9 protein-coding genes are annotated in these 19657 nt (G+C 73.7%); 4 read left to right on the forward strand and 5 right to left on the reverse strand.

Annotated features, from left to right (window positions below):
• Positions 1–12: 12 nt before the first annotated feature.
• Genes JO379_RS31835 through JO379_RS31845 form a run of 3 tightly spaced genes read right to left on the reverse strand, consistent with a single transcriptional unit; the run spans position 13 to position 3728 of the window.
• Entirely contained in the window at positions 13–1083 is a 1071-nt protein-coding gene (locus JO379_RS31835; protein ID WP_209518216.1) for an ABC transporter ATP-binding protein, read from the reverse strand.
• Positions 1080–2675, reverse strand: coding sequence for an ABC transporter permease (locus JO379_RS31840; RefSeq protein ID WP_209518218.1), 1596 nt, complete (start codon positions 2673–2675; stop codon positions 1080–1082). Before JO379_RS31840 ends, JO379_RS31835 begins: the two co-directional genes overlap by 4 nt.
• 6 nt (positions 2676–2681) lie before the next feature.
• Positions 2682–3728: an iron ABC transporter substrate-binding protein gene (locus JO379_RS31845; RefSeq protein ID WP_209518220.1), complete on the reverse strand. Its 1047-nt coding sequence runs from the start codon at positions 3726–3728 to the stop codon at positions 2682–2684.
• A gap of 295 nt (positions 3729–4023) precedes the next feature.
• On the opposite strand from JO379_RS31845, the gene JO379_RS31850 reads away from it, so the two are divergent.
• On the forward strand, positions 4024–6663 hold the full coding sequence (locus JO379_RS31850) for an AMP-binding protein (protein ID WP_307842197.1): 2640 nt from the start codon (positions 4024–4026) through the stop codon (positions 6661–6663).
• 57 nt (positions 6664–6720) lie between these two features.
• On the opposite strand, the gene JO379_RS31855 is transcribed toward JO379_RS31850, so the two are convergent.
• Entirely contained in the window at positions 6721–8064 is a 1344-nt protein-coding gene (locus tag JO379_RS31855; RefSeq protein ID WP_372449126.1) for a PP2C family protein-serine/threonine phosphatase, read from the reverse strand.
• Between the two features lie 66 nt (positions 8065–8130).
• Positions 8131–9435: a CAP domain-containing protein gene (locus tag JO379_RS31860; RefSeq protein WP_209518224.1), complete on the reverse strand. Its 1305-nt coding sequence runs from the start codon at positions 9433–9435 to the stop codon at positions 8131–8133.
• Positions 9436–9702: 267 nt separating this feature from the next.
• Here JO379_RS31860 and JO379_RS31865 point away from each other — a divergent pair, with 267 nt between their 5' ends.
• The 3 genes from JO379_RS31865 to JO379_RS31875 are packed head-to-tail and all read left to right on the forward strand — an operon-like array spanning position 9703 to position 19642.
• Positions 9703–15801, forward strand: coding sequence for a type I polyketide synthase (locus tag JO379_RS31865; protein ID WP_209518226.1), 6099 nt, complete (start codon positions 9703–9705; stop codon positions 15799–15801).
• Positions 15798–18053: a hotdog family protein gene (locus JO379_RS31870; protein ID WP_209518228.1), complete on the forward strand. Its 2256-nt coding sequence runs from the start codon at positions 15798–15800 to the stop codon at positions 18051–18053. The genes JO379_RS31865 and JO379_RS31870 overlap by 4 nt, the downstream gene beginning before the upstream one ends.
• Complete coding sequence (locus JO379_RS31875; RefSeq protein WP_209518229.1) at positions 18050–19642, forward strand: PfaD family polyunsaturated fatty acid/polyketide biosynthesis protein; 1593 nt, start codon at positions 18050–18052, stop codon at positions 19640–19642. The genes JO379_RS31870 and JO379_RS31875 overlap by 4 nt, the downstream gene beginning before the upstream one ends.
• The last annotated feature ends 15 nt before the right edge of the window (positions 19643–19657 follow it).

The raw sequence follows: 19657 nt of genomic DNA on the forward strand, positions 1-19657 counted from the left end.
GTCGGACACCGGTCACGGGTGCAACGTGGCCTCGCCGGTGATCCGGACACCGGTCCGCTCGCCGGGACGGACCGTGACCGGACCGCTGACCCGGATCTCCACCGGGTCCGCCAGCCCGTCGACGCCGACGGTGACCATGGCGTCGTGCCCGTAGAAACACACGGACGTCACCGTGCCGCCGACGGCCCCGGCCGTCCCGTCCGCCTCCGCCGGGACGTCGGTGAGCCGCAGCTGTTCGGGCCGCAGCAGCACCCTGCCCCGGCGAGGACCGCCGGCCGTGCCGCCGTCGGCGGACGCGGCGAGCGGCACCCGGCCCAGCGGGGTGGCCGCCGCGCCGTTCTCGGCCGTGCCGGGGAGCAGGACGGCATCGCCGACGAAGCGGGCCACCCAGGGGTCGGCGGGGCGACCGTACACCTCCTGCGGGGTGCCGCACTGGGCGATCGTCCCGTCGCGCACGACCGCCACGCGGTCGGCGACGGAAAGGGCCTCCTGCTGGTCGTGGGTGACCAGCACGGCCGTCGCGCCCGTGGCCCGAAGAGCCGCGCGCACATCGGCCCGCACTCCGGAACGCAACGCGCTGTCGAGGGCGTTGAACGGCTCGTCGAGCAGCACCAGCCCTGGCCGCGGCGCGAGCGCCCGGGCCAGGGCGACCCGCTGCTGCTGGCCGCCGGAGAGCTCATGGGGCATCCGGCCGCCGTATCCGGCGAGCCCCACCAGCTCCAGCATCTCCTCCGTCCGCCTGCGGCGCTCCGCCCGGTCCAGGCCGGTCAGCCCGAACGCCACGTTGCGGGCCACGCTCAGGTGCGGGAAGAGCGCCCCCTCCTGGGGGACGATGCCGATGCGGCGACGCTCCGGCGGCAGATGCGTCCCGGGGCCGCCGAGGGTGCGCCCGCCGACCGTGACGGTGCCCGCGTCGGCGCGCAGGAAGCCGGCGACGACGCGCAGCAGAGTGGTCTTGCCGCACCCGGAGGGGCCGAGCACGGCGGCCAGTTCACCGCCGGGGACGGTGAGGTCGAGCCCGCGGAGGACGGCCGCGTCGGGGCCGTAGCCCTTCGTCAGCCCCTCGATCTTCAATTCGGTCATGTGCGGTGCTTCCCGAGGAGGTAGGAGGGGACGGCGGCCAGCAGGATCAGCGCGGCGGCGTACGGCGCGGCGGCGGCGTACGACCCGGTGCCCGTCTCCGTCCAGAGCCGGGTCGCGAGGGTGTCCATTCCCGTGGGGCGCAGCAGCAGCGTCGCGGGCAGTTCCTTCATGCACACCACGAAGGTGAGGGCGGCCCCGGCCGCCACGCCGGGAGCCGCGAGCGGCACCGTGACGTCGCGCAGTACCCGCGCCGGCGAGCGCCCGAGCGAGCGGGCGACCTCCTCCAGCACCGGTGGGGACTGCAGGACGGCGGCCCGCGTGGCGGCCACGGCGACCGGCAGGAACAACACCGCGTAGGCGCCGACCAGCAGCGGGAGTTGCTGGTAGAGCGGGTAGGCGTAGCGCACGGAGAAGAACACCAGTGCCAGCGCCACCGTGATGCCGGGCAGCGCGTGCCCCGCGTAGGCGGCCTGTTCCAGCAGGTGGGCGGCGCGCCCCCGGTACCGTGCGGCGATCACCCCGACGGGCAGCGCGAGCATGGTGGTGAGCGCCGCACCGGCGGCGGCGACCGACAGCGTGGCGACGGCGGTGTCGAGGAGCCCGGCGGGATCCCAGGTCGCGGAGTTCCCGACGGCCAGCCAATACCCCAACGTGCCCAGCGGGAAGACGACCGCGGCGGCCGTCACCGCGCCGCACCAGGCCAGCGCCGCCACGCGCAGCCGGCCCAGGGCCACCGGGGCGGCCCGGCGCGCGGTACCGGTACCCGTCCTGGCGTGCCCGGCCCGGCCGCGGGTGCGGACCTCGGCGGCCACCAGGGCCACGGTCATCACCACCAGGACGACGCTGAGCGCGGCGGCCGGTGTGCGGTCGAAGCTGGCCCGGTAGGAGGTGTGGATGGCCCGGGTGAAGGTGTCGTAGCGCATCAGCGACACGGCGCCGAAGTCGGAGAGGACGTACAGCGCCACCAGCAGCGCGCCCCCGGCCGCCGCCGGGCGCAACTGGGGCAGGGTGACACGCAGGAAGGTGCGGACCGGCCCGTGTCCGAGCGAGCGGGACGCCTCTTCCTGGGCGGGGTCGATGCCGCGCAGGGCGGCGGCGACCGGCAGATGGACGTACGGGAAGCTCACCAGGGTCAGCGCCAGCGCGGACCCGGTGAAGCCCGCGAGCCCCGGTGCGGCGGACAGCCAGGCGAAGGCCGCCACGTAACTGGGCACGGCGAGCGGCAGCGTGGCCAGCACCGACCAGGCCCGGGCGCCGGGCAGCGCGGTGCGCACGGTCAGCCAGGCGAGGGAGATGCCCAGCACCAGGCAGGCCGCCACGACGACGGCGGCCAGGCCCAGGCTGCGGCCGAGCAGCGAGAACGTGCGCTCGTCGGCGACGATGTCCCAGGCGTAGCCGGGCCCCCGTTCCAGTGACCGCACGGCGAGGTAGCCGAGCGGCAGCACGGCGAACACCGCGGCCACGGCCGCCGGGACGACGAGCATCCAGGGCGGCCGGGGCCCGCCGCGCCGCCGCGCGCCGGCCGGCGAGGGGGCAGCGGCGGACGGGTCCGCCGACGAGGTGACGGCTGATGACGGGTCGGTGGAACGCATGCCGGCTCAGACCATTCCGACGTCCTGGAGCATGGCCAGGGTGTCCCGGAGGGAGTCGAGCCTGGCGAGGTCGATCTTGGGGGAGTCGAGGGAGTCCAGCGACGGCAGGTCCTTGACCGAGCTGGTGACCCCGGCGGCCAGCGGATACTCCTTCGTGTCCTCGGCGAAGTAGGTCTGCGCCTCCTTGGACAGCAGGAACTCGACGGCCTTGCGCGCCTGCTCGCTCTCCCCGCTGCCCTTGAGGACACCGACGCCGGCGACGTTGACCAGGGCGCCGGGGTCACCGCCGCGCGGGAAGTGCAGCTTGGCCTTGACCTTGTCCGCGCCCTTCTCCGCGACCCGCTCGTACCAGTAGTAGTGGTTGACCAGGCCGACGGAGACCTCGCCGGATTCGACCGCGTCCAGCACGGCGATGTTGTGGGCGTAGGCCTTGGCGCCGTTGGCCTTGAGGCCCTTGAGCCAGGTGCGGGTGGCGTCGTCGCCGTCGAGGATCCGCATACCGGTCACGAAGGCCTGGAAGGAGGCGTTCGTCGGCGCGTAGCCGACCTTGCCCTTCCACTCGGGCTCGACCAGATCGCGGACGCTGCCCGGGACCTCGGGCGTCTTGTCCGGGTGGTAGGCGATGACACGGGCGCGTCCGGAGACACCGGTCCAGTCGCCGTTCGCCGAGCGGTACGCCGGGGCGACCTTGTCCAGGGTCGCCTGGGGGAGCTTCGCCAGACGCTTCTCCTTGGACAGGGCGCCGAGAGCCCCCGCGTCCTGGGAGAAGAACAGCGCGGCCTTCGTCCGGTCGCCCTCATCCAGGAGCTGCGCCGAGAGTTCGGCGCTGTCCCCGTAGCGGACCTGCACCTTGGCGCCGACCGCCTTCTCCAGCTTCGCCAGCAGCGGCTTGACGAGCGCCTGCTGACGGCCCGAGTAGATCACGAGGGGCGACGTGCCGCCCTTGGCGCCGCTCTCACCCGTGCTGTCACCGCTGCCGCAGGCCGCCGCGGCAGGGAGGAATATGGCTGCCGCGGCAAGCGCGGTGAGACGACGGACCAAGGGCCGACGCATGGTGATGCCTTCCTGCAGGAGCTCGCCCCGGTAGCTGTATGTGACATCAAAGAGGCGGGCGAGCGGCTGAAAATGGTTCACACGGGAACCCGAACTGCTTATAGATAAGGTAAAGCTAACCTAAAGGTCAAGGGGTTCGTTCATTACGACTCGGAACGGTGCGCGGCCGTGAAGGGCTACCCAATTTGGATCATCGTTGCTGGTCAGCCGGATGATCTTGGGGAGATGCAACGTTCGGAACACATTTGTCTCCCACGCTTTTCGAGGGAGGTAAGCCTTACTTACGATGCGCCACGTGACACTCCCTTTCGGCCAGCTCCCCGGCGTCAGAACAGTCCCCTTCGCTCAAGATCTCGCGACGCACGGTGACCGGACCGCCCTCATCACCCACGACGGCGAGGTTTCCTACCGCGAACTCGCCGCCCGGGTGGCGGCCACCGCCCGCCGCCTCGGCCGGGACCGGCGGCTGGTCCTGCTCACGGGCGCCAACACCGCCGAAGCCCTCGTCTTCTACCTCGCGGCACTGACCGCGGGCCACCCGGTGCTGCTGGTCCCGGGCGACAGCGCCGAAACCGTCCGGTCGCTGGTCGCCGCGTACGACCCCGACGTGGTGGTGCGCCCGGCCGACGGCGAACGGGCGGTCCACGAGCGACGGGCGGGCTCGGCCCACGTGCTCCACCCGGACCTCGCCCTGCTGCTGAGTACCTCCGGCTCGACGGGCTCGCCGAAGCTCGTCCGCCTCTCCCACGACAACCTCCAGGCGAACGCGGAGTCCATCGCCGCGTATCTGGACATCCGCGACAGCGATCGCGCCGCCACCACCCTGCCCATGCACTACTGCTACGGCCTCTCCGTCCTCAACAGCCACCTGCTGCGCGGCGCGGGACTGATCCTCACCGATCTCTCCGTGGCCGACCCCCGCTTCTGGGAACTCTTCCGCCTCCACCGCGGCTCGACGTTCGCGGGCGTCCCCTACACCTTCGACCTCCTCGACCGGGTCGGCTTCGCCACCATGCGCCTGCCGCACCTGCGGTACATCACCCAGGCCGGGGGAAGGCTGGCGCCCGAGCGCGTCACCCACTACGCGACCCTGGGCCGCCGGGCCGGCTGGGACCTGTTCGTCATGTACGGACAGACCGAGGCGACGGCCCGCATGGCTTATCTGCCACCCGGACTCGCGGCGGCACACCCCCAGGCGATCGGCATCCCGGTCCCGGGCGGCTCCTTCCGGCTCCGGCCCCTCTCCGACCAGGCCCCCCACCTGGCCGACCCGCCCGGTGAAGGCGTCGGCGAGCTGGTGTACACGGGGCCCAACGTCATGCTGGGCTATGCCGAGAGCCCGGCCGACCTCCGCCTGGGCCGGACCGTCCGGGAACTGTGCACCGGAGACCTCGCCCGGCGCACGGACGACGGGCTGTACGAAGTGGTCGGCCGCAGCAGCCGCTTCGCGAAGATCCTCGGACTGCGCGTCGACCCGCAGCGGGTCGAGGCGATGCTCGAACGGCACGGTGTCACCGCGTACTGCACAGGCGACGACGAGGAACTGGTCGTGGCCGTCGCCGACGACGTGGACGCCGGGCAGGTCCGGCGGCTGGTCGCGGGCGAGTGCGGGCTGCCGGTACGGGCCGTACGCGTCTGCGTCCTCGTCGAACTGCCCCGGCTCGCCTCGGGCAAGCCCGACTACCGGACCGTGCGGGAACGCACCCGCCGCCCCGAAAACGTACCCGCCGCGACGACGGCCTCCCCACCGGCGCAGGCACCGACGGATACAGAGCCGGCCGACCCGGTGGCCCTGGGCCGGCTCTACGCGGAGATCCTCGACCGCGCCGACGTGTCCGAGGACAGCACGTTCGTCGGACTGGGCGGCGACTCCCTGTGCTACGTCGAGATGTCCCTCAGGCTCGAACGCCTGCTCGGGCACTTGCCGGCCGACTGGCACGAGCTGACGATCCGTGACCTCTGCCGCCCCCCGCGGCGCCGGGCCACCCGCCGCCGCACCCTGGAAACCGGCGTCGCCCTGCGCGCCGTCGCGATCGTCCTCATCGTCGGTTCGCACATACCCCTCTTCCTGGTCCAAGGCGGCGCGCACGTCCTGCTGGGCGTCGCGGGATTCAACTTCGCCCGCTTCCATCTCACCGCCGCCCCGCGCCGTGAGCGCCTCCGGCACACCTGGCACAGCATCGGCCGCATCATCGCGCCCAGCGTCGCCTGGATCGCCCTGGCGGTACTCCTGACCCCCGGCTACGACCCGGAGAACGTCTTCCTGCTCAACAGCGTCCTCGGCTCGCACGAAGGCAGGCAGGAATGGCACTACTGGTTCGTCGAGGCGCTCGTCTACTTCCTGATCGCCACGGTCCTCTGCCTGGCCGTGCCGGTGCTGGACCGGGCGGAGAGACGATGGCCGTTCGCCTTCCCCGCCGTCCTCGCGGCCCTCGCGCTGGTCACCCGCTACAACCTCCTCGGCTTCGACCTGCGCGTCCGGCACCTGGCCGCGGTCGTCGTCTTCTGGCTGTTCGCCCTGGGCTGGGCCGCGGCCAAGGCGAGCACGGTGTGGCAGCGGCTGCTGGTCAACGCGGCCGTCCTGGCCACCGTGCCGGGGCTCTTCCCCGACCAGCAGCAGCGGGAGCTCGTCGTCATGGCCGGGCTGACGCTGCTGGTGTGGATCCCGAGCCTGCCGAGCCTGGGCCCCCTCAACCGCGTCGCCGGAGTGCTGGCGAGCAGCTCGCTGTACATCTACCTGACCCACTGGCAGGTCTACCCGCTCCTCGCGGACCGGTCCCCGCTGTCGGCCTTGGTGCTCTCCCTCGCCGTCGGCATCGGCTACGCCACGGTGGCCACTCGCGTGATGCGGCGACTGCCCGCCCTGCTCCGGCGCGGCGGCCGCGGCGACGACGGACCGCGCGCCGCCCGCCCGGTGCCGCAACTGCACGGCTGACACCGCCACTCGGCGCGGCGTCCGTACGACGTGAGGGCCGCGCGCCGCCCGCCCGGCTCAGTCCGCGGCGGGGGCGCGCAGGGCGAGGATGGCCATGTCGTCGTGCCCGTCGCTCGGCCGTGCCGCGACCACGGCCTCACCCAGCGACTCCAGCGGCAGCCGGGCGTGTGCCGCCGCCACCTCCGCGACCGCCCGCAGACCCTCCTCCGGATCGCGGCCCGGGTGTTCGACCAGACCGTCGGTGAACATCAGCACCGTGGCCCCCGGGGGCAGCACGTGCCGGTGGTCATGGCGGGCGAAGGCGGTGTCGACCCCGATCGGTACGTCCGGCCGCCCCTCGAGGTACCGCGCGTCGCCCTCCGCCGTGACGACCAGCGGCGGCGGATGACCGGCGCTGCTCCACACGATCGCCCACCCGTCGTCGTGGGGTTCGAGCCGGGCCAGGCACACGGTCGCCATGGTGGGCTCGGCCACGGCCTGCAGGGTGCGGTCCAGCCTGCCCAGCAGCTCGCTGGGCAGCACGCCCGAGTCGTAGGCGAGGGCGCGCAGCATATTGCGGACCTGCGCCATGGCGGCGGCCGCCCGTACGTCGTGGCCGACGACGTCGCCCACGATCATCGCCCGGGTCCCGTCGGGCAGCAGGAAGGCGTCGTACCAGTCGCCCCCGATCAGGGCCGGCTCGGCCGCGGGCCGGTACAGGGACCAGGACGTGAAGGGCGCGAGCTCGGGCAGGCTCGGCAGCAGCAGCCGCTGGAACTGCTCGGCCGCCGTACGCACCTGACCGTAGAGCCGGGCGTTCTCGATGGCCACGCCCGCCGCGCCGGCGAGCGCGATCACGACGGCCTCGTCGTCGGCGTCGAACGGCTTGCCGTCCCGGCGGTCGGTCAGATACAGGTTGCCGTAGACACGGCCGCGCACACCGATGGCGACCCCGAGCAGTGTGGTCATCGGGGGGTGGCCCGGCGGGAATCCCGCGGACATCGGGTGGGTGGTGATGGTGTCGACCCGCAGCGGACGCGGATCGCTGATGAGCAGGCCCAGCAGCCCCAGCCCGTGCGGCAGCGCCACCCCCGCCAGCCGTGCGTTCTCCGCCTCGTCCAGGCCCACGGGGATGAACTCGGCGAGCTCCGTCCCCTCCTCGTCGAGCACCCCGAGCGCGCCGTAGCGGGCACCCACCAGATCCATGGCGGTGGTCACGATGCGGCGCAGGACGACCGGCAGTTCCAGCTCGCCGCTGATGGCCAGTACGGACCCCAGCAGCCCCCGCATCCGCTCCTGGACGCGGGCGAATTCGGCCGGCCGCTCATCGGGCCACGCCGGGCTCGCGTCCAGGAGCACCCGATGGCTCGGGAGCCCGTACCGTGACTCTTCTTCGTCTGCTTCCCGTTCGGCTGTCACCACTGGTCAAGGGTAATGAGTCGATGCCCCCAGGGGGGTGGGTTGCCGTAGGTCGGGCGTGTGGGCCGGTCAGACGGACGCGCCGAAGAGCTGGGTCCAGTAGGTGCCGGCCCGGCTGCCGGTGGCGTAGCCGATGCCGATGTGGGTGAAGTGCGGGGTGAGGATGTTGGCGCGGTGCCCCGGGCTCTCCATCCAGCCGCGCAGGACCTCGGCGGGGGAGCGCTGACCGCAGGCGATGTTCTCGCCGATGCCCCGGTGCGGGCACCCCGCGGCGGCGGCCCGGTCCCAGGGCTCGCGCCCTTCGGGAGTGGTGTGGGAGTAGAAGTCGCGGCCGGCCATGTCGGCGCTGTGGCCCTGCGCGGCCACGGTGAGCCGCGCGTCGACGGCGAGCGGCCGCAGCCCGGCGGCGGTCCGTTCGGCGTTGGTGAGCGTGACCACCTGGGACGCGAAGCGGGCCAGGCCCTCCTCGGTGAAGGGCCGGGCCCACACCGCGGTCCAGTAGACGTCCCCCGGGCGGCCGCCGCCGACGGCGCGACCGATGCCGACGTGGGTGAAGTCCCCGTCGCGCAGCGGGAGCCCGCGCTCCGCACCGGCCAGGCAGTAGGCGACGAACTCCTCCGGGGTGCGGGGCCCGGAGACGAGGTGCTCGGCGAGGTGCAGACACCGGTATCCGCCGGTGGCCATCCGGTGGAAGAGCGAGGTCCCGTCGGGGCCCTCGACGCCGAGGCGGCCGTGCGCGGCCATGCCCGCGGCGTGCGCCCGCGCGGCGGTGACCAGGCGGGGTTCGAGGGCCACCGGTGCCGTGCCGCCCGCCGCCCGCTCGGCGTTGACCAGCCGCAGGAAGGCGGCCTCGTCGCAGGACGGTTCGAGCAGCGGGGCGGCCGCCGGCTCGGTGTCGTCCAGGACGTCGACGCCGAAATCGCGGGCGACTCCGGCGAGACCGTCCGCGTAGCCCTGGCCCAGGGCCCGTAGTTTCCAGCCCGCCCCGCGCCGGTAGAGCTCGGCCAGCAGCAGCACGGTCTCCCGCGACAGGCCGGGCGGGGCGAAGCGGAGCAGCCCGTGCCCGGCGCTGTCCGTGAGGGTCATGACGGGTGCCGGCAGCCGGCCGAGCGGTGTGCCGGGCACGGCGGGGCTCACGACCACCGTGACCCGGTCCGCACCGGCTCGCAACCGCCGGGGGTCGACGACGACGGTGTCACCGCGCAGCCGGGCGCCCGGTGCGGACGGCTGATTGAAGAACACGAAGTCGGCGTCGCCCGCGACCTTGCCCGACGCGTCGGTGACGATCACCGACAGGTCGAAGGGCCCCGGCACACGGATCGAGAGGGCACCGTCCGGCAGCGCCCGGTTTCCCCCGGCGGTCAACTCGTGCATCGTGCCCCTTCCCCTGCCGTCGGCCGACGCCGGGTCAACGCGCGGCGGACCGCCCGTGGTTCCGGCCGGCCACCACCTCGAACGCGAAGGCGATGTTTCCGGGGCCTCTGTTCGTGAGTCACCCGAATGTGGAGGGCGATCGGTGTCCCGATGGGCTGGTTGTCGTTTGGACTGACAGGCGGTGCCGCCTCATGCCCCGGGGTGGGCAGCGGCCATCGGAGACGGCTGTTCCATGCCGTTCGCGGCGGAAGAAGAACGAGGTGACCGGTGCCAGCAGATGACGTCGACCGTCGGCTCGCCCACGACCCCATCGCGATCGTGGGACTCGCGGGAATGTTCCCCGAGGCAGGGGATCTCGGCGAGTTCTGGGACAACATCGTGGCGGGCAGGGACTGCACCACCGACGTCCCGCCCGCCTGGTGGAACACCGAGGACCACTACGACCCGGACCTGTTCGCCCCCGACAAGACCTACGCCCGCCGTGGCGGATTTCTGACACCGACCGTGTTCGACCCCCGCGCGTTCGGGATGCCGCCGAACACGGTCGACTCCACGGGGTTGGTGCAGTTGCTGAGCCTCATGGTGGCCAAGGAGGTGCTGCGGGACGCCGGGTGCGAGCGGGCCGAATGGTACGACCCGGCGCGCACCGGGGTGGTGCTCGGGGTGTGCGGCACCAACTCCACCCTCATCCCGCTCGCCGCCCGTCTGCTGGCCCCCGCGATCACCGAGGCCGCCGTCCGGGGCGGGGCGCCGGAAGCGGAGGCGCGTCGGCTCGCCCGCGCGTACCTGGACACCCTGCCGCCGTGGACGGAGGACTCCTTCCCCGGAATCCTCGGCAATGTCGTCTCCGGCCGGGTCGCCAACCGCTTCGACCTCGGCGCCGCCAACCACACCGTGGACGCGGCGTGCGCCAGCTCCCTGACCGCCGTGCGGGCCGCCGCCGACGAACTCGTCAGCCGCCGGGCGGACTTGATGATCACCGGAGGGTGCGACGCGGACAACTCCGTGGTGTCCTTCATGTGCTTCAGCAAGACCCCCGCCCTGTCGCTCACCGGCCGGGTGCGCCCCTTCGACGCCGAAGCCGACGGCACACTGATCGGTGAGGGCATCGGCATGCTGGCGCTCAAACGCCTCGCCGACGCCGAACGGGACGGTGACCGCGTCTACGCGGTCCTCCGCGGCCTCGGCAGCTCCAGCGACGGCCGCGCCAAGAGCATCTACGCCCCCTGCGGCGAGGGACAGCTGACCGCTCTGCGGCGCGCCTACCACGACGCCGACTGCGCCCCCCGCTCCGTCGGGCTGATCGAGGCCCACGGCACCGGAACCCCGGCCGGTGACGAGGTGGAGCTGACGGCGCTCGGCGAGCTGCTGGCCACCCCCGACGACAGCCGCTACGTCGCCGTGGGCAGCGTCAAATCCCAGATCGGGCACACCAAGGCGGCGGCCGGCGCCGCCGGGCTGATCAAGGCCGCGCTGGCCCTGCACCACAAGCTGCTGCCGCCCACCATCAACGTCACCAGCCCCAGCGCCCCGGCCGCCCGCGAGGACGGCGCCCTCTACATCAACACCACCGCCCGCCCCTGGGTCCTGGACGCGGCCCGGCCGGTGCGCCGCGCGGGCGTCTCCGCGTTCGGCTTCGGCGGGGTGAACTACCACGCGGTGCTCGAGGAACACCGCCCCCGGCAGGCCGAGCCCGAGCGACGGGTCCTGCACCGCACCCCCGGTGCCCGCCTGTGGCACGCCCCGACCTCGCAAGACCTGCTCGTCCTGCTGGAGAGCGGCGGGGCACCCGACGACGGGCCGGTGCCCGCCGGTCACGCCCGCGTCGGCTACGTCGCGAAGGACGAGGCGCACCACGCCGAACTGCTCACCGCCACCATCGACCAACTGCGCAACAACCTCGGGCACGACGAGTGGCACCACGTCCGGGGCATCCACTACCGCCGCACCGCCCTGCCGCCCGGCACCAAGGTCGGCGCACTGTTCGCCGGGCAGGGCAGCCAGTACGTGGACATGGGCCTGCGGGCCCTGCTCGACGTACCACCGGTGCGTGCGGCCTTCGACGCCGCGGGCGCCCTCTTCCCGCCCGGCGATCCCCTGGCGCGCACCGTCTTCCCCCCGCCCGGGGCCCGGGACAAGCAGCGCGCGGACGAGCGCCTGCGCCGCACCGCCTACGCCCAGCCGGCCATCGCCGCGCTGTCCATGGGGCAGTACCGGTTCCTGGCCGAGCTGGGGTTCGCCCCGCACGCGGTGCTCGGCCACAGCTTCGGCGAGCTGACCGCGCTCTGGGCCGCCGGAACCCTGGACGACCACGCGTTCCTGACACTCGCGCGGGCGAGGGGACAGGCCATGCAGTCCCCGCCGCCCGGCAGCACCGACCCCGGGGCCATGGCCGCGCTGCGCGTCCCGGAAGCCCGACTCCGGCAGCTGCTGGCCGAGCACCCCGAACTGGTGGTGTGCGGCCGCAACGCACCGGACGAGATGGTGGTGGGCGGCCCGAGCGCGGCCGTCGAGGAGTTCGTACGGTGGTGCGCCGGGCGGTCGGTGCCCGTACAGCGGCTGCCGGTCGCCGCGGCCTTCCACACCGAGTTCGTCGAGCACGCACTCGACGCCTTCGGCGCCGCCTGCGCCGGCGTGGACTTCGCCGCACCGGCCCTGCCCGTCTACGCCGACACCGCGGGAGCGACGTACGGAGCCGACCCGGAAGCCAACCGCCGCACCCTCGTGGAACAACTGCGCCACCCGGTGGACTTCGCGGCACGATTGGAGGAGATGCACGCGGACGGTGTCCGTGTCTTCGTCGAGTTCGGCCCCGGTCGCACCCTGACGGGTCTGGTGGAGCGCACCCTGGGCGAGCGCGGCGCGCAAGCCGTCCCCTGTGACATCGCCGGCACCGACAGCTCGGCGGCTCTGAAGGAAGCGGCACTCCGGCTCGCCGTCCTGGGGTTGCCGCTGGCAGGCATCAACCGCTACGACGCCCCCGAGCGACCGCAACGCCCCACGGCCTCCAACGTCGCCCGCCTGCTGGAGGGCCCGAACTTCGCGTTGAAGGCCAGGCAAGGAGCGTACGAGGACGAACCTCGGCTTCCGGAGCGACCGTGGGCCCCGCAGCCCCCCGTACCGGCCGGGACGGACCCGCTGTCCGAGGCCGCCGCCGACCACCTGGCCGCCCATGTCCGCTATCTGAACGGCCAGTTGGACACCACGGAGCAGCTCACCGGCCTGTTGGCGGCCGGCACGGTCGACGGGCGCGTGGACGAGTCACTCGCCGCCGCCGTCCACGCCATCACGGAGCACAGCATCGCGCTGGGAGAAGCGCACACCCGCGCGGGCGAGGTCGTCACCCGGCTGCTGAGCCTGCCTTCCGACGGTCGGGAGACGCGGCACTCCACGGCCCCGCAGGCACCTGGCGGGACGACGGGCCGGCCGCCCGAGGCGGCCGCTCCCACGGACCGGACCACCGCGCTCGTTCCCCGCCCGGCGGGCGAACCACCGCTGCACCCCCGCACCACCGCCGACACCCCACGACCCCCGGCGCCCCGTACCTCCGCGCTGGCGGAACTCATGGCCGGCCAGAACGGGCCGGGGCGGCCGGCACGGCCGACGATGAACGCCTCGGACGTGGACCTGGAGGAGATGGAACAGGTCTTCCACCAGGTGGTCGCCGAGAAGACCGGCTATGACGTCGACATGATCGAGCCGGACCTCTTCATCCAGGAAGACCTCGGTATCGACTCGCTCAAACAAGTGGAGATCGCGGCGGAGGTCTGGCGCCGCTATCCCGTGATCACACGGGACGAACTCTTCCGGTTCACCGAGGCCCGCACCGTCGGCGAACTCACCGACATGCTCCGCAACATCCTCGACGGCTCGCGCCCCGAACTCCGGCGGGCCGACGTCATGCCCCTCGACCGGGCCCACGTGACGTTGCGGGAACTGCCCGCCGTCGATGTCCGTACCGATGCCTACGCCGACACGCCGTGCGCCCTGCTGCTGGACGACGGCGGCGAGCTGTGCGCGGCGCTGGCCGAAGCCCTGCGGACCCGGGGCTGGCGCACATGCCGTCTGATGCTCCCCGGCGCCGACGGCGCCCCGGGCGAGACCTGGGCCCTCGAGGACTGGACCGAGCCGGCGCTGGCCGGCCGGCTCGCCGACATCCTGACGGCCACCGCGCGGATCGACCTGTGCGCCCTGCCCGTCGACCGGCACCCCGGTATGACGGCGGATCAGCTCGTCACCCGGCTGCAACACGCCGTCCTGGTGGCCAAACACACCTTCCCCGTACTGGAGGAGACCGCCCGCGACGGCACGCGCGCCGCGTTCGTCACCGCCACCCGGCTCGACGGCGCCCTCGGCTACGCGGGTTCCGGCGCGGATCCGGTGGCGGCCTTCGCCGGTGGCCTCGGCGGCCTCGTCAAGACGCTCGCACTGGAATCGGCTCCCCTGTTCTGCCGTGCCCTGGACTTCGCCCCCGAGCTGTCCCCGGACACCGTCGGTGATGCCTTCGCGGCGGAGATCGCGGACTGTGCCACCGACGTCCGGGAGGTGGGCGTGGACGGCACAGGGCGCCGCACGCCCGTCCTCTCCGCGACCCCGCGACCGCTGCTGCCGCACCCGTCGCAGACACCGGGGCCGGGCCCCGCGGACGTCCTGCTGGTCACCGGCGGCGCCTCCGGCATCACCGCCTGGTGCGTCGAAGCCCTCGCCGCCGAACTCCCCTGCTCCTACCTGCTGCTCGGCCGGACGCCGCTCACAGCGGAACCGGAGTGGGCGGCGGGCCTGGAGGGAGCAGAGGCGCTCCGCGGCGCGGTCGTGGAGCGGCTGCGCGCCGCCGGAGACGACGCCGACGACCCGCGGCACCGCGCCCGCACCGACCGGCAGGTCCAGGAGATCCTGGCCGGCCGCAGGATCCGGTCCGTGCTCGACGCGCTGCGGGCGCGGGGCGCCGAAGCCGACTACCTGGCGGCGGACGTCCGCGACGCCGACGCGCTGTCGAGGGTGCTGGCTCCGCACGCCCCCCGCATCACCGGCGTGATCCACGCCGCGGGATCCCTCGGCGACTCGCCCCTGGCGGACAAGACACTCGACTCCGTCGCCCGGGTGATCGGCACCAAACTGTCCGGCCTGCACCAAGTGCTCGACGCCCTCGACGCCTCCATGCTCCGTCACCTCGTGGTCTTCTCCTCCGTGTCGGGCATCTGGGGCAACGTCCGGCAGTCGGACTACGCGCTGGCCAACGAAGCCGTCAACCGCTATGCCTGCGCCTTCAAGGCAGCCCATCCCACCTGCAGGGTCACGGCCATCGCGTGGGGCCCGTGGGAAGGCGGCATGGCCGCCCCCGTCCAGGAGATCTTCCGCCGGCAGGGCGTCCCGGTGCTGGCGCGCGACGTCGGATGCGATTACTTCCTCGGCCAGCTGCGTCCCGGCAGCGATGCGGACGAAGTCGTCGTCATCGGGCCGGTCACCCCGCTGTTCCGCCGCTCCGACAGCCTGCCCGGCCGAGGGCTGACGGCACTGCGCTCCCTGGGCGGGCTGGAGCGCGAGCCCATGCTGCGCGACCACCGCTGGGCGGGCGCGCCGCTGATGCCCATGACCGCCGCCGTCGGGTGGGGGCTGCACACGGTGGAGAGCGCCCGGGCGGGGGCCCGGCCGGTGGTCGCATGCACGGGATTCCGCATCCGCCGGGGCCTGTACTTCGACGGCTCGCAGCCGGAGCAGGCCGTGGTCCGCGTGGTGCCCGACCCGGAAGAGGCGGCAACCGACGCCCGGGTGACGGTACACACCGTCGGCGACGACCAGGAAGCACAAGCGCGGTACGAAGGCGGTTTCCGGTGCACCGACCGTGCCCCCGACGCGCCGCGCCTCGAACTGCCGCCCTATGTGATCTCGGACGAGCCGCACCCCGCCTACGCCGAAGGATTCCTCTTCCACGGCCCCACGCTGCGCGGCCTGCGCAACGTCCTGGCCGAGGAGGACGGCAGGCTCGTCCTGGCCGCGCGGCTGCCGGATCACCCCCTTGCCCACGGCGCGTACGCCGGAGCGCTCTACAGCCCCGGCCCGGCCGATCTGCTGCTCCAGACCGCGGCCCTGCTCGGGCGCCGGCACCACGAGGACGGTTGCGCACCGGTCAGCGTCGAGCGCGTGGAGCTGTTCACGCCGCTCCCGGACGACGAGCCGTTCGCCATCGTCGCCGAACTGGAGTCGGCGACCGTGCTCGACGTGCGCTGCACGGTCACCGCCTGTACCCCGGAGGGGCTCGTCCACCAGCGGTGGTCCGGGCTGACGCTCGTCGGGCTCAGCAAGGAACAGATGGTGGACCGGATGACCGCACCCGGCCGCCGGGCGTCCGCGGGGGGCCGGGCATGACGGGATCCGGAACGACGGACGCGCTCGGCTTCGAGGGTGTTCCGCTCGCCGAGCTGTACGGCGGGTCCGACGCGGTTCCACCGGGCGGTAGCGGCACGGCCACGCCGACGGAGCCGGCCCTGCGCATGGCGCGGCACGTGCAGCGCGCCCACGCCGCCGTGCTCGAAGCGCACCGGGCGATCAGCGCCCGCCAGGCCCTCCTCGCCGGGACCGGTGCGTCCCCGGGGCCGCGGGACGACCCTGGCGCGTGGGCGCGGCTGGGCGGCGCGTTCGTGGTCCTACGGGCAGGAGCGGCCCGGCTGCCGGACGCCGCCGCGCCCGGCGTGTACGAGGTGACCTGGCGGGGGCAGGTGCCGGCGGAACCCACCGGACTCCATGCCCGTCTCGCCGGACCCGGCGCCACCGATCCCTGTTGTCTCGTCCACGACGGTGACCGGCGGCTCGTCGCCTCGATCGTGCGGAGCGCGCCGGGCCGGTCGCAGCCAGAACTGACGCAGCGTCATATCTCCGCTGTCCCGGCGGAGTTCCGGCCCCTCGCGCTCTCCGCCGTTCACCGGCTGTCAGCGGCTGGGCTCGACGCGCTCGCCGCCGGGGACATCGCCGGTGTCTTCGGCGATGCCTTCGACCAAGGCGGCCTGGAGCCGGAAGACCTGCCCGAACCATGGCCCGCCCGCCTGCTGGAGGACATCACCATCGAGCCGGGCGGCGGCCCGTACGGCCACGGGCTGCTCGTCGCGACCGCCCGTACCGAGGCCGGCCGCGACACCGCACCGGTGTGGCCGTGGCTGGTCGCGGCGGCCACCGAGGTGCTGCGGGTGTACGTCTTCCACCAGGGCGTGCATCTGTGCCTGCCCGGGGCGCGGGTACGTCCCGTGGCCGACCGCCCCACGCGGATCGAGGTGCTCGACCCCGCGGCGTTGCGTGCGGGCGCCCTGCGGTTCACGGTGGAGGTGACCGGGATCGGTCTGGCGCCCCGCCCGTACGCGACCGCCGACTGCGAGGTCACCGCGGCCGGGCGGACGGTGGCCCGGCTACGGGACATCGGCGTGACCGTCCGGGAGCGGCCCGGCGCGGACGTCCTGCCCCACCCCGAGCGGACCGGCTGCCGGAGAGCGGCGTCGGGCAGCCGGGCGGTCGTCAACGAACTGCACCTCGCGCATGCCGCCGAAGGCGATCCGGCGGAGGTGTTCGCCGCCTTCGGCGCACGGCCCACCGCGACCTCGACCCGGCCCCGGCTGCCGCGTGGCGGTCTGCGGATGGTGGACCGTTGCCCGCGCGCCGAGATCGGTCCGGCGCCGGACCGGACCGGCGGCCGGCTGACCGCCGAGTACGACGTCCCGGCCGACCCCTGGTACTGCCGGGAGAGCGGTGACACCGCGATGCCGCCGTTCGCCCTGATGGAGATGGCGCTTCAGCCGCTGGGGCTGCTAGGCGGGCTGTCCGGCATGACGTGGGAGTACCCCGAGCAGGACTTCGTGTGCCGCAATCTCGAGGGCCGGGCCACGTTGCTCCGCGAGGCGGACCCCCGGGCGGCGACCGTAGGCCAAAAGGCCGTCCTGCGCTCGTCCGTGCCCCTCCCGGGGGCGGTGATCCAGCGCTCCGACTTCGAGCTGAGCATCGACGGCGAGGCGTTCCACGTCGGGGAGGCGACGCACGGCTACTTCACCGCCGAGGTGCTGGGCACCCAACAGGGCCTGGACGGCGGCGCGTACGTCGCACCGTGGCTGGAGCGCCGGTCCGCGAGTCCGGTCGGGGCGCGACGGCTGGACCCGCGTGCGGACGCCCGCCCGGGCAGCGGCCGGCTGGCCCTGCTCGACGACGTGGTCGTGGTGCCGGGAGGCGGTGACCACGGCGCCGGATACGTATGGTGCGACAGACCGGTGCGCGACGACGACTGGTTCTTCGACCAGCACTTCGCCCACGACCCGGTGCTGCCCGGATCCATTGGGGTGCAGATGCTCTTCCAGGCCGTACAGGCCTGCGCCGTGCACACCGGACTCGTCGACCATCTGCCGAGCCCGCGGTTCACGCTCGCGGTCGGCGAGGAACTGCGATGGTCCTACCGGGGTCAGATCCTGCGCCACCACCGGCGGGTGCGCGGCGAGGCACACCTCCGCGAGGTACGGCGGGAGCACGACCGGCTGCTCGTACGCGCCGACGGCAGCGTATGGCGCGACGACCTGCGGATCTATCAGGTGGACAACATCGCCCTGACCGTCCGGTCCGGGGCGGGGCGGGAGGCCGCGCGATGACCGTGCACCACGACGCGGACGGCGTGTACGCGGTCCTCTCCGCACTGGACCTGCCCTGCTACGTCGTCGCCGTCGGCGGGCGCGTGGGGGCCACCCACGACCGTCCCGGGCCGGGCTCCGCCACCAGCTTGCTCGCCGCGGCCGGCCCGCTGCCGCCCCACCGCCTCGGCTCGGCCGCCTTCGCGCGCCACCACGGTGTGCGCTCCGCCTACATGGCGGGCGCCATGGCCGGCGGCATCTCCGGCGAGGACCTCGTCGTCGCGCTGTCCCGCGCCGGTCACCTCGCCTCCTTCGGCGCCGCCGGTCTGCCCGAGGCCCGACTCGGCGCGGCGCTCGGACATCTCCAGGAGCGGCTCGGTGCCGCGCCGTACGCCTGCAATCTGATCCACAGCCCCATGGCGCCGGAGGCCGAACGGACCTGCGTGGACCTCTGCCTGCGTCACCGTGTGCGCTGTGTGGAGGCGTCCGCCTTCGTCCAGCTCACCCCGCCCCTGGTGCGCTACCGCGTCACGGGCCTGCGCGCCGGCCCCGACGGCGGCGTGCGCGCCGGACACCGGGTCATCGCCAAGATCTCCCGCCCCGAGACCGCGGAGCTGTTCCTGCGTCCGGCACCCGACGCGCTCGTCGCCGAGCTGCTGGCCCGCGACGAGATCACCGCCGAACAGGCAACGCTCGCGCGTGCGGTGCCGATGGCCGACGACATCACCGTGGAGGCCGACTCCGGGGGCCACACCGACCGCCGGCCGCTGACCGTCCTGCTCCCGGCCGTCGCGCGGCTGCGCGACCGGCTCGGCCGTCCGCACCCCGGTGGTGAACCGGTGCGCCTCGGCGCGGCCGGAGGCATCGGCACGCCCCGCGCCGTCGCCGCCGCGCTCGCCCTCGGCGCGGACTACGTCGTCACCGGCTCGGTCAACCAGGCCAGTGTCGAAGCCGGGACCTCGCCGGCCGTCAAACGGCTGCTGGCCGAAGCGGGCCTGGCCGACTGCGTCATGGCGCCGGCCGCTGACATGTTCGAGCAGGGCGTCACCGTGCAGGTCCTCGGCCGGGGCACACGCTTTCCGAGCCACGCCGGGCGGCTGTACCGGCTGTACCGCGACCACCCCGGTCTGGAGGCCCTGCCCGCCGTCGAAGGGCGCCGTCTGGAGCGGACTTTCAAGATGCCCGTGGACGCGGTGTGGCAGGAGACCGCCGAGTACCTGAAGGCCCATCATCCCGATCGGCTCGCCCGGGCACGGCAGGACCCCAAGCACCGGATGGCCCTGGTCTTCCGCTGGTACCTGGCCATGGCCTCACGATGGGCGATCGCAGGGGTGGACGACCGTGCCGAGGACTGGCAGATCTGGTGCGGCCCGGCGATGGGCGCGTTCAACGACTGGACCGCGGGCAGCGCACTGGCCGCCCCCGAGCACCGGCACGTCACCGTCGTCGCCGACCACCTGCTGCGCGGCGCCGCCTATCACCGCCGACTGGACCAACTGCGCGCCGCGGGCGTACGGATCCCCGGCGGGTGCGCGGAATACCGTCTGCCCCCGGTGCCGGTACCGCGGGCGGCCGGGGCGCGTGGCACCGCGCCGCGCGCCCGTCGCTGACACGCCCCCGTTCGC

Origin of the sequence: Streptomyces syringium (genome assembly GCF_017876625.1) — a bacterium.
In the GTDB taxonomy this organism is placed as follows: Bacteria; Actinomycetota; Actinomycetes; order Streptomycetales; family Streptomycetaceae; genus Streptomyces; species Streptomyces syringius.

Coding starts and splice junctions, on each gene's coding strand:
- JO379_RS31860 (WP_209518224.1), bottom strand. CDS start 9,435: ATGCACGAGTTGACCGCCGGGGGAAACCGGGCGCTGCCGGACGGTGCC.
- JO379_RS31835 (WP_209518216.1), bottom strand. CDS start 1,083: ATGACCGAATTGAAGATCGAGGGGCTGACGAAGGGCTACGGCCCCGAC.
- JO379_RS31840 (WP_209518218.1), bottom strand. CDS start 2,675: ATGCGTTCCACCGACCCGTCATCAGCCGTCACCTCGTCGGCGGACCCG.
- JO379_RS31875 (WP_209518229.1), top strand. CDS start 18,050: ATGACCGTGCACCACGACGCGGACGGCGTGTACGCGGTCCTCTCCGCA.
- JO379_RS31845 (WP_209518220.1), bottom strand. CDS start 3,728: ATGCGTCGGCCCTTGGTCCGTCGTCTCACCGCGCTTGCCGCGGCAGCC.
- JO379_RS31870 (WP_209518228.1), top strand. CDS start 15,798: ATGACGGGATCCGGAACGACGGACGCGCTCGGCTTCGAGGGTGTTCCG.